This window comes from Winogradskyella poriferorum, from assembly GCF_050618035.1.
GTDB lineage: Bacteria > Bacteroidota > Bacteroidia > Flavobacteriales > Flavobacteriaceae > Winogradskyella > Winogradskyella poriferorum_A.
The window spans coordinates 135,857-148,107 of record NZ_JBODPY010000001.1 but is presented as its reverse complement, the minus strand read 5'-3'; the positions used below and the strand labels follow the sequence as shown (position 1 = coordinate 148,107).

The following is a 12,251-nucleotide window of genomic DNA, read 5'->3' as shown; positions in this document are numbered from 1 at the left end:
CAGATAATGCAAGGCTTTTTTTATAATACCATATCTCTATAAGGTATTACAGTTTTGTAGCCTTTAGCAGAAAAATAGTTTGTAGGATCAGTTTTAGTTGACACTAAAATAAAATCGCCACCCCAAGCGCCAAGACTTTTAATAGATCCGTTAAAGTCATTAAATAATCTAGTTTTAATGGGTTCATCAGATATTAAACGTGCAATGATATTTTCATGCGCATCAATTAAGCTATTAAATTCATCGTGCTGAGACGTGTTTATTATGGAATGTGTGATCTCAGAAATCTCAGTTAATGATGTGTTATCAACTTTACCGAGAGCACGATAAGCTTTTATACCCGACCTACTATCTTGTTTTTGCTCTAGATAAAGGAAATAGAGGTTGGTTTGAAAACTAGGATTAAATTCAACTACTTCTACAGTCGGTTTTTTGTCATCGGTTAGTTGATAGGTAATAGGCTGATTATGTTGTGCACAGGCAATGTCATAGCCACTACCTCCAAAGGTAAGATCAAGGAGCTCATAGGCATCAATTTTGGCCCATTGCGCTACATTATTAATTAATGTAGAAGACGTTCCAAGTCCCCAAAGTCTATTAAAATCTTGATATGTTTCAATGTTATAACAATCACCATCTTTTAAAAATCCTGGATTCAATTGTTGTACAGCACCAAAAATTTGAAGCAGTCGTTTTGAGATAGGATTCTCATGTGCTTTGGAAATAAGTTGTCCATTCATCCATTCAAATTTATCTTGAAACCATATGTTGTTATTTTCATCAAAGCTTGTCCAATGAAGGTCTTTTTTGGCCTCAGAAATGGATAATGATTGTCCGTAACGTGAGGGTAAAGCTAAAGCTAAGGCACCATCTAAAACTGCATATTCTGCAGTTAACAATAACTTACCATTACTTCTAAAGGTTTTCAATTTAGTTTCTTAGATTTTCAATAGCCTCAACTACGGCACTATGAGTTACAACATTCGATTTAAAATGCTCAATCAATTGAGACTTTTCATCTGCAGTTGCTTCAAATTGATTTAAAATATTCATTAAATGCATCTTCATATGACCTTGTTGTATTCCAGTTGTGGTCAATGATTTCACTGCTGCAAAGTTTTGGGCAAGGCCTGCCACAGCTACAATTTGCATAAGTTCTCTCGCTGTCGGGTTTTTAAGCAGCTCAAGTGAAAACTTAACTAAAGGGTGAAGGCTAGTTAATCCACCAACAGTCCCAAGTGCAAGTGGGATTTCAATCCAGAATTTAAAAATACCATTGTCGATAGAACAATGGGTGAGGCTATAGTATTTACCATGTCTTGAGGCGTATGCATGCACACCAGCTTCTACAGCTCTAAAATCGTTTCCTGTTGCCAGTACGACAGCATCAATGCCGTTCATTATACCTTTATTATGGGTAACGGCTCTGTAAGGTTCAATTTCTGCAATGTTAACGGCCTGTTTAAATTTAGTGGCAAACAACTCTGGGTTATTTATGTCTTTACTTTTAAGAGCATCTATTGGACAGGCAACTTCAGCCTTTACAAGACAATTAGGAACATAATTAGAAAGTATACTCATTATTACCGAAATGTCTTTCTCTTCACTATTAAAACCGTCGTATTTTGTGGCTTCACGCTTTAAAGTGCTCGCAAATTGCTCTAGACAAGAATTAATAAAATTAGCACCCATAGCATCGAGTGTTTCAAAGGTGGCGTGTAGCTGATAATAATTGTCTAACTCATCAGTTTTGTCTATTAATTCAATATCTAGAATACCACCACCACGCCGTTCCATGTTCTTTGTGATATCTGAGGCGTCATCTACAAAAACTGACTTTATAGAATTAAAAAAGTCATTCAATTTGGTAAATGCACCTTTAAAAGTAAAATGAACCTGACCTATTTTTTCTGTTGAAATGACTTCAGTTTTAAAACCACCACGCTCCAACCAAAACTTAGCAGACTTACTAGCTGCGGCAACGACAGAGCTCTCTTCAATGGCCATTGGAACAGCATAAAGCGAATCATTTATTAAAAAGTTAGGAGCCACACCTAAGGGCAAATAATAATTAGTAATTGTGTTTTCAATAAACTCATCATGAAGCCTTTGTAGCTTTTCGTCCGTGTTCCAATACTGTTTTACCAAAGCTCTCGACGTCTCTATATCTGAGAAATATGTCGTGAGAAGCCAGTCGATTTTTTCGGATTTTGAAAGCTTTGAAAAGCCAGCAATCATATTTGGCATAGTGTGGTTAATTTTAAAAAATACAAAGATACAGAGGATTGGTATAAAACTTGTCCTTTTACCTTTTATTATGCGGATTTACTGTTAATAAAGAAGGTTTTTTGCATAATTTTTAGTAAACTTGACATCGTTATTTTGAAAATTGTCTTTATGAAAATGAAACACGCTTTAGCCATCATTGGCTTTCTTACCACAACGTTAATCTACTGTCAAAATAAGCAAATAACACTTGAGGAAATATGGAGTGGTACCTTTCGAACCGAAGGTATGCAGGCTTTACATTCTATGAATAATGGAAAGCAATATTCAATTCTAAATTTCGATAGGCAAACAAGAAATGCGAGTATTGATATTTATGATTATAAAACATTACAGAAAGTAAAAACCTTGGTCTCTTCAGAAGATATTGAAGAAATTCAAGGTTTTTTTGATTATAGCTTTAGTGACGATGAATCTAAAGTGATACTTACAACTAACCAAATTCCGGTTTTTAGACGTTCTACATTAGGTGAGTATTATGTTTACGATATCAATTCAAAATCGGTAACAAAAGTATCTGATGATTTAGTTCAGGAACCAACTTTATCTCCAGATGGGACTAAAATAGCATATGGTTTTGAAAATAATCTATATGTAAAAGATTTAGCATCTGGTAATGTAGAACAGATTACTTTCGATGGTGAAAAAAATAAAATCATTAATGGTATTACAGATTGGGTATATGAAGAAGAGTTCAGTTTTGTACGAGCTTTTGATTGGAATGCTGATAGTAATCAAATTGCCTTTATAAGATTTGATGAAACCGCTGTCCCAGAATTTTCTATGGATGTTTTTGGATCTGGCTTATACCAAACGCAGCAAGTTTTTAAATACCCAAAAGCTGGTGAAGCAAATTCTTTAGTGACCTTACACCTTTATGATTTAGGATCAAAATCTCTAAGTGAAATCAAGGTGAACAAAGCGTACTCAGATTTTTATATTCCAAGAATTAAGTGGACGAAGGACGCTAATGTCTTAAGTGCACAGTATATGAATAGACATCAAAACGAATTGGATTTGTGGATGATAGATACCAAATCAAATACCTCTAAAATCGCTTTGGCGGAAAAAGACAATGCATATATTGATGTAACATTTAATCTTACGTTCTTAGAGGATAATAGTTTTATCTGGACGAGTGAGAAGGATGGGTTTAATCACATTTACCACTATTCTAAAGATGGAGATTTAATTAATCAGGTAACACAAGGCGATTGGGAAGTTACTGACTACTATGGCTTTAATGAGAAAGCAAATACTATTTATTTCCAGTCTACTGAAAATGGCTCTATCAACAGAGATATATTCTCAATTAAATTAAATGGTAAGAATAAAAAACGCCTCACTAAAACAACAGGCTCAAACAGTGCTTCCTTTAGTGCAGATTTCACCTATTTTATCAATACACATTCTAGTGCAACAACACCTCCAGAATATACTTTAAATAGTGCTAAATCGGGAGAGGTTGTAAAGAGTATAAAGGATAATGATAGACTAGCTCAAAAGATAGGAGAATATAAAACATCAAAAAAAGAATTTTTCACCATCAATGTCAATGGCAATGATCTTAATATGTGGATGATTAAACCAGCCAACTTTGATGAGAAGAAGGAATATCCTCTATTTATGTATCAGTACTCAGGGCCAGGATCTCAGTCTGTTGCAAATCGTTGGAATGGTATAAATGATTACTGGTATCAGTTATTAGCACAAGAGGGTTATGTAGTTGTATGTATCGATGGGAGAGGAACAGGCTTTAAAGGTGCAGCATTTAAAAAAGTAACTCAAAATGAATTGGGTAAATATGAAGTTGAAGATCAAATTGCTGCGGCTCAAAAATTAGGTGAGTTGTCCTACATCGATGAAGATCGTATTGGGATTTGGGGTTGGAGTTATGGTGGCTTTATGAGTAGTAATGCGCTTTTTAAAGGTAATGATGTTTTTAAAATGGCAATTGCTGTGGCACCTGTAACGAGCTGGAGATTCTATGATACAATCTATACAGAGCGTTATATGACTACTCCACAAGAAAACCCAAGTGGTTATGACGAAAATTCGCCAATTAATCATGTAGATAAACTTAAAGGTGATTTCTTGTTAATACATGGCTCTGGTGATGATAATGTACACTTACAAAATACAATGCGAATGGTTGAGGCATTGGTTCAGGCAGACAAACAATTTGAATGGATGATATATCCAGACAAAAACCATGGGATATATGGTGGCAATACACGTCTTCATCTGTATAAGAAAATGACTAATTTCATTCATAAAACGCTCGGTGATAAGCGAGAAGTTTCCGAAGAAAAAGAGGAGGAGACTTCTAAAATCAAAGGATAATCAAACTAACTAACTAAATTTTAATTATATGTCAACAGCAATCAAACAACCGCACCAAAAGGAACTTTTTGGGCATCCAGTGGGATTATATGTATTATTTTTTACCGAAATGTGGGAACGTTTTTCCTACTACGGAATGCGTGCTATTTTAGTACTTTATCTCGTTGCACAAGCCACAGGAGATAATGCAGGTCTTGGTTGGACAAATGGAGAAGCACTGGCCCTTTATGGATGGTACACAATGCTGGTTTATGTAGCCTCAATTCCTGGAGGCTGGATTGCAGATAAATTTCTTGGTCAGAAAAAATCAGTTCTTTATGGTGGAATATTACTCGTTGCTGGGCACAGTATTTTGGCTGTTGAACAATTATGGGCATTTTACACAGGTTTAGGACTAATCATTGCTGGTGTAGGTATGCTAAAGCCAAACATTTCTACAATGGTTGGAGGTCTTTACAAGCAAGGAGATATTAGAAGAGATAAAGGGTTTACTATATTTTATATTGGTATTAATATTGGAGCATTCTTATCGAGTTTAATCGTAGGATATGTAGGTGAAGTTCATGGATGGCACTACGGATTTGGACTTGCTGGTATTGGTATGGCAGCTGGATTGATTCAGTATCTTGTTGGATTAAAATATTTAAAACAGGTTGGTAACTTCTTAGGCGCTTCTGAAAACAAGGTTGAAAAAGAAGCGATGAATAAGCCACTTACCAAGATTGAGAAAGATCGTGTTGTAGTTTTATTCATATCATTCTTATTAGTAATTGTATTCTGGGGTGCTTTTGAACAAGCTGGTGGTTTAATGAATATTTATGCCTCAGAGAAAACCAACAGAATGTTGATGGGCTGGGAAGTACCAGCATCATGGTTCCAATCATTAAATGCTATGTTTATTATCTTCCTTGGAACAACTGTGGCTGGTTATTGGGCACATCGTAAACTTAAAGGAAAACTTTCTACAGGATTATTTAAAATGATTGTTGGATTAATCATTATGGGTACTGGTTTCTTCTTTATGACTGCAGCTTCTGCTGAATATGAAAGCGCTGGTGCATCTGCTATGTATTGGTTAGTATTAGCGTATTTATTCCATACTGTTGGAGAACTATGTATTTCTCCGGTAGCGTTATCATATATTACTAAATTGGCGCCAATAAAATATGCATCATTAATGATGGGTGTTTATTTTGCGATGACTGGTTTTGGCAATAAACTTGCTGGTCTGTTAGGAGAGGCTTCTGAAAAATTAGGTGAGTTCACCATCTTTACTGGAATCGCAGTTTTCTGTGTGGCCTTCGGACTTTTAGTTATGGTTTTTAGAAAGAAACTTGAGAGTCTTACACACGGTGCAGAAGATAATGAGCACGAAATGCTAGAGGCAGAAAAATATGAACTTGCCGATCCAGATATCAACGACTAATTAAAATCATACCCTCATACAATTCTTTGTGTGAGGGTTTTTCTATACTAACTAAACAATCTTTTTATGAATAAAAATTCCGAGAATTTTTTCGCGACTAAAGTTATGGGCCATCCGGCAGGATTGTTCGTGCTTTTCTTTACTGAGATGTGGGAACGTTTTTCCTATTACGGAATGCGTGCTATCCTTGTTATTTTTCTTACCGGAATGGTTACTGGTGATAATCCTGGTTGGGGTTGGAGTACCGAATCTGCATTATCTCTTTTAGGGACATATGCATTGTTTGTATACCTTACACCAATTGTTGGTGGCTGGTTAGCAGATAACAAAATAGGTTATCGTATGGCAGTCGTCATAGGAGCGCTATTAATGACTTTAGGGCATGCCTCAATGGCTGTGGAGACACCTGCATTCTTATATATAGGTATTGCATTTTTAATTTTAGGTAATGGGTTTTTTAAGCCAAATATGACGTCTATCATTTCCAAAATGTATGAAGGGCACGACGATAAAAAAGATGGTGCCTATAATATTTTTTACATGGGTGTAAATGCTGGTGCTTTTATTGGTATAATGCTATGTGGATGGGTTGGTGAAAAAGTTGGATGGAGCTATGGCTTTGGATTGGCAGGTATATTCATGTTCTTAGGAATGGTTCAGTTTTATTATGCGCAACCACTTTTTGGAGATGTTGGTGCTAAACCTAAAGATGAAGAAAAGGGTATTATTGATACACTTACCGATAACGTTGATGATACTAAAGAAAAGATTAGTGGAAAGCTAAATAAGTTTGTAACCCTAGATTATGTCTTAATAGGAATTTTTATTCTATCCGCATTAATTTTTATTGTAAACGATCCCTTAAGTAAGATTGGCGATATACATGTTTTAAGTTTTGATATTGCTGGGATGACCGATTCTTTATTCTTTGCGCTTTTGGCAGCGATTATGTTTATTATAATTCTTGTAGTTAGAATTCCAAGATATGAGCGTGTTGTTAGAGATAGAATGATTGCATTTACAATATTCTGTATTTTTACCATTTTCTTTTGGGCGGCCTTCGAACAAGCCGCTGGGTCATTACCACTTTATACCAGAGATTTTACGGATCGACTACTTGTAGGCAATGCGGCAATGACATTTAAGATCATAGATTTAATTGTTACTGTTGTACCAATAGCCATTATTACTTATGTTTTAATAAGTCTTTTTAGACAAACGTTTAATAGAATTAGTTTTTCAAATATAATTTTAGGAGTTAGTTTCTTAATAGTATGGGCGATTGTTATTTTTAAATTATACACAGAATTTCAATCAACAGAAACTGAAGTTCCAGTTACATGGTTTGCCATTTTAAACTCCTTATTCATTATAATTTTTGCGCCATTATTTACAAAGTGGTGGGACAGTAAGTATAATCCGCCAGCATCAGTAAAGTATGGCTTAGGGTTAATCGTAATGGCCATAGGATTTGGATTTTTAGCCTTTGCGTCTAGAAATGTTCCTCTTGGTGCTGAGTCAGCTAAACTGAGTATGATTTGGCTCGTTTTGGCTTATCTATTCCATACATTGGGTGAGCTTTGTTTATCTCCAATGGGCTTATCATATTTGAGTAAATTGATACCTGCAAGAATGGTAGCCTTTATGTTTGGTGTGTATTATCTCGCTATTGCTATAGGAAATAAAATGGCACATTATGTGGGTGGTGATATTGAAAAGATATCTAATGAAAGTGGTCTGTCTAATTTCTTTTTAATCTTTACAATAGTGCCAATTGTACTCGGTCTAATCTCGTTTGCATTACACCCGCTTTTAAAGAAATTAATGCATGGTGTGCGCTAGGTTATAACCGTTAAAAAACGCTAAAATGAGCCATTTTCTGAGCATTTTTTGTAAGTTCGGTATAACAATTGCAACAAATCGAAGTATGAAAAAGTTACAATACCTAATAGCTTTCGTGGCATTTGGCACCTTTTTGTCAATCCAAAATCCGGTATCGGAAAACGAGGCTACAATCAAATGGCTTACCATAGAGGAGGCCTTAGAAATGCAGAAGCAACAGCCCAAGAAAATATTTATGGATGTATACACCAATTGGTGTGGGCCATGCAAAATGTTAGATAAGTATACCTTTCATAATGCGGATGTTGTAGATTATATTAATGATAATTATTATGCGGTGAAGTTTGATGCAGAAGGTAACTCTACTGTTAATTTTAAAGAGCGCACGTTTAGTAATCCAAACTTTGATCCTGCAAAGGTAAAGCGGAGAAATGCGGTGCATGAGTTTACAAGATATTTAAGAGTTAACTCCTACCCAACAATGGTCTTTTTAGACGAAGATGCTAATATGTTAGCACCAATATCTGGTTACTTAAAACCGCAACAATTAGAGTTATACCTTAAATTGTTTAAAGAGAATAAGCATAAGGAAATGACAACGCAAGAGGCGTTTAACGATTATTACAGAGCGTTTAAACCTTCCTTTAAGGCTGAGTAAAAAACCCTTATTTTAATATAAAAGCTCCCTTTTCATTTGTGTAATGGAAATGGATTTTTTTATCCAGACTTGCTTTTTGCCATCGGTGGATATAGGATTTGTAATTACTAGCATCGGCAATGATGAGTTTGGGTTTAATGCTATCTATAAGCCTATTGAGATTGAGTTTTGGGGAATTAATAAGTAATATATAATCTGGTTTAAAGCTTATGTTGTTATATACGCCAATGCTATCAACAACTAAAATTCTCCGTTTATTGAATTGATAAATATTCTGGATGTGATCTTCAACAACTTCTGAAATCTCCTCTCCAACCATGTAGTTTGAAATTGTATTGTCAATATTTCTTTTTTCGACATCTAGATTATGATGTAGAACTAGTCTACTATTACTTTTTTGTCCAATTAGAGTGTGCCGACTTTTATTGAATATGATTAAGGCCTCATCTTTAGTAAGGTACTTTTTTGTAATAAAAGAGACTTGAAAAGTAATGACGCCAATTAGGCATATGGAAAACCATTTGACAGCTTTTGTGCGAATGGTTTGTACAAATGCTACGATTACTAAATAAGTTAAGATGACTTCAAATAGTCTAAATGGAATATCTCTAAATAGAAATTCTTCGTATTGTGCGATCCAAGCAATAAAGTCATTAAGCAATTCTATAATAGTACTATAGGTGTCAACAATAATTGGTGTAAGCCAATTTAGTAACGCTAGAATTATTATTAGTAATCCAAATCCGAGTATAAGGCTTAAAAAAGGAATAACTATCAGGTTAGAGACAAAAAACAATCCTGGGAATTGATGAAAATAAAATAGACTAATGGGTAAGACACCAATTTGTGCAGCTATCGTAACTGTGAAAATCTGCCAAAATTTATCGATTATTAAAAATTTAGGCTTCCATAATTTATAAATTAAGGGTTGTATACTGACAATTCCGAATACTGCTAGATAGCTAAGTTGAAAACCAACTTCGAATAAAAATCTTGGTTTAAATAGAAGAATAATAAAAGCTGAAATAAATAGTGTGTTATAAATATTTGTGGGGCGTTTAAAATGCATTGCAATGCTAATGATACTAAACATAGTTACGGCTCTTGTTACTGATGGTGAAAGGCCAGCAATTATTGCAAAACACCATAGAAGTAGGACTATTATTAAGGGTCTTATAATTCTTCCATATTTTAAGAATAATATTGGTCGAAGTATGAAATTCAAAATCCACAATAAGATTCCAACATGTAAACCAGAAACAGCTAAAATGTGAATAGTTCCAGAATTAACATAATTATTATAAATAGACTTATCAATATTTTGACGTTGCCCTAATAAAAGTGCATTTATAATAGACAATACATCATCTTTAAATCCGGCTTCAATAAGATTACGATTTATGGTATATCTTAAGAAGTCTGAGTATCCATATATTGTTTGCTTTGATGAATCTATGACTTTGTAATTCTTGGAATTTAAATATAGCTGACCAAAGACGTGTCTTAGTTGCAAGTAGTTGCTGTAATCAAATTGATGAGGATTCAGTGGTTTTTGTATATCATTTAATGAGGTTACAGCAATTATTTTATCATCGATACCAAAACTAGTTCGGCTAAAGTCCTTGCTCACATTAATCAAAAGCCGACCTTGAGACTTAACATCATCAATACCAATTACTCTCGCAATATATTTGGCGTTATAGGTATCTGGTTTTAAGCGTTCAGAAATTTGCAATTCAATCCGATGCAGTTCTGGGCCGAGGTTTAAGTTAGTATAGTGATCAGAGTGCTGTTTTTCGTCCTTAAGGTTATAAGTGTTTGCGCCAATGCATAAAAAACAGAGGTAGATCAGAATTCCAAAAATGGGATGTCTATGAATGGTATTTTTAATCTTAAACCAATAAACTGCTACTATTAAAATTAGTGCTAATGTGAGGGGCCACGCCAAACGTGAATTGATATTAAAATAATGTGCTATACCAATCCCTGAAATTAGAGCTAGTGTAAGCTTTATGATATTAAAATTGAGGAGTTTCATAAAACGAAACCCTAAAATAAAAAAGATTTACAATACACGTCTTGCCTGTACAAAGGCAAAGTACCAGTAGCGTTCTGCAAGCGAGGAGATCATTACACCTTTACTACTCGAGGCATGTATAAACTCTACATTGCCTGTGCGTACATTGGTTACAATGCCTACATGGTTAACCTTGCGACTGTTTTTTTTAGTTGCAAAAAATACAAGGTCACCAACATTAACCTCTTTAATATCTACCCAGTCACCATAAGACTTTAATTCTGATGTGGTCCTTGGGACACTAATGTCATGTTCTCTAAAACTTGTGTAAACAAGTCCAGAACAATCCATACCACGTTTGTTGGTCCCACCATATTTATAACGTGTACCATTAAAGGTTTTTGCATATTTAATAATGTCTTTGGCTTCCTTAGAGACTTTGGAATTTGTGTTAACCTTAATAGTCTTGCTAGAGGATTTGGTTGCGGTATAACGCTTTTTAGATTTGCAACTTGTTAAGCTTACAAGTATTAAAATAACAAGGCTCAATAATTTTATACTACGTAATGGCTTCATAAATAAGTTTTGCAGTTTTAGCACTGGCCCCTTTACCACCTAATTTTTCTTCGAGTTCAAAATAATCGAGATAAAGTTGTTCGCGTTTTTCAGAATTCAAAATAGATTCAAGTTCTTCTTTTAACTTTTTTTGATTTAAATCACCTTGAATAAGCTCAGTTACAACCGGTTTGTCCATTATTAAATTTACTAACGAGATGTATTTAAGAGTTATGATGCGTTTAGCAATGTGATAAGAAATAGGATTGGCTTTGTAACAGACTACTTGAGGTACTTTATAAAGGGCTGTCTCGAGTGTGGCAGTGCCAGAGGTGACCAAAGCAGCATACGAAATACTAAGCAAATCATAAGTTTTGTTGGCTATAAAACCAACATCATTTTGATGCATAAAAGGTTTATAAAATTCAAAATCTTGACTAGGTGCTCCGGCAATTACGAATTGATAATTTTTAAAATCATCAACTAGACTGAGCATTACACCAAGCATCTTTGTAATTTCTTGTTTTCGACTTCCAGGCAAAAGTGCAATTATTGGCTTATTACTTAAATGATGAGCTTTTCTAAATTTTATTTCGTTAACCTGAGGACGATCTGAAATCGCATCAATTAGAGGGTGTCCAACAAAATTTACATCATAATCAAATTTTTTGTAGAAGTCTTTTTCGAATGGTAAAATACAGTACATGGCATCGACATCGCGCTTTATTTTTTCTACGCGTTTAGCTCTAGATGCCCAAACTTGTGGTGAAATAAAATAATGGGTTCTAAATTCTTTTTGTTTTGCCCATTTTGCAATACGAAGATTGAAACCAGAATTGTCTATAAAAATGATAACATCGGGTTGATACGCTTCTATATCGTTCTTGCAAAATTTTATTAAGCCTAAGATCTTTCTCAAATTAAATATAACTTCAGCAAAGCCCATAAACTGTCTTTCTTTATAGTGCTTCACTAAAGTTCCACCAACAGATTGCATTAAATCACCACCCCAAAACCTAATATTTGCACTTTTATCTTGTATAAAAAGTGCTTTCATTAAGTTAGAGCCATGTAGATCTCCTGAGGCCTCGCCAGCAACAATATAATATTTCATGTTCTAGCCG

Annotated in this window: 9 protein-coding genes; 4 read left to right on the top strand and 5 right to left on the bottom strand. The window is 34.5% G+C overall.

Going from position 1 to position 12,251, the window contains the following annotated elements; all coding sequences use genetic code 11:
* Positions 1–20 precede the first annotated feature (20 nt).
* Positions 21–929, bottom strand: a complete 909-nt coding sequence (locus ACRHOC_RS00700) for a GYDIA family GHMP kinase (protein ID WP_431156572.1) — start codon at positions 927–929, stop codon at positions 21–23.
* Between the two features lies 1 nt (position 930).
* Positions 931–2,247, bottom strand: a complete 1,317-nt coding sequence (locus ACRHOC_RS00695; RefSeq protein WP_431156571.1) for a hydroxymethylglutaryl-CoA reductase, degradative — start codon at positions 2,245–2,247, stop codon at positions 931–933.
* A 150-nt stretch (positions 2,248–2,397) separates the two neighbouring features.
* Between ACRHOC_RS00695 and ACRHOC_RS00690 the strand changes: the two genes are divergently transcribed.
* The 4 genes from ACRHOC_RS00690 (at position 2,398) to ACRHOC_RS00675 (ending at position 8,555) form a co-directional block, all read left to right on the top strand.
* Entirely contained in the window at positions 2,398–4,629 is a 2,232-nt protein-coding gene (locus tag ACRHOC_RS00690; protein WP_431156570.1) for a S9 family peptidase, read from the top strand.
* Between the two features lie 28 nt (positions 4,630–4,657).
* Complete coding sequence (locus ACRHOC_RS00685; protein ID WP_431156569.1) at positions 4,658–6,055, top strand: peptide MFS transporter; 1,398 nt, start codon at positions 4,658–4,660, stop codon at positions 6,053–6,055.
* A gap of 66 nt (positions 6,056–6,121) precedes the next feature.
* On the top strand, positions 6,122–7,897 hold the full coding sequence (locus tag ACRHOC_RS00680) for a peptide MFS transporter (RefSeq protein WP_431156568.1): 1,776 nt from the start codon (positions 6,122–6,124) through the stop codon (positions 7,895–7,897).
* 85 nt (positions 7,898–7,982) lie between these two features.
* Positions 7,983–8,555: a thioredoxin family protein gene (locus ACRHOC_RS00675; RefSeq protein ID WP_431156567.1), complete on the top strand. Its 573-nt coding sequence runs from the start codon at positions 7,983–7,985 to the stop codon at positions 8,553–8,555.
* 7 nt (positions 8,556–8,562) lie between these two features.
* Here ACRHOC_RS00675 and ACRHOC_RS00670 read toward each other — a convergent pair whose 3' ends face one another.
* The 3 genes from ACRHOC_RS00670 to lpxB are packed head-to-tail and all read right to left on the bottom strand — an operon-like array spanning position 8,563 to position 12,241.
* Positions 8,563–10,593: a ComEC/Rec2 family competence protein gene (locus ACRHOC_RS00670; protein ID WP_431156566.1), complete on the bottom strand. Its 2,031-nt coding sequence runs from the start codon at positions 10,591–10,593 to the stop codon at positions 8,563–8,565.
* 27 nt (positions 10,594–10,620) lie between these two features.
* Positions 10,621–11,148 (bottom strand): C40 family peptidase, encoded by a 528-nt coding sequence (locus tag ACRHOC_RS00665; RefSeq protein ID WP_431156565.1) that lies wholly within the window; start codon positions 11,146–11,148, stop codon positions 10,621–10,623.
* On the bottom strand, positions 11,132–12,241 hold the full coding sequence (gene lpxB, locus ACRHOC_RS00660) for a lipid-A-disaccharide synthase (protein WP_431156564.1): 1,110 nt from the start codon (positions 12,239–12,241) through the stop codon (positions 11,132–11,134). The genes ACRHOC_RS00665 and lpxB overlap by 17 nt, the downstream gene beginning before the upstream one ends.
* Positions 12,242–12,251: the final 10 nt, after the last annotated feature.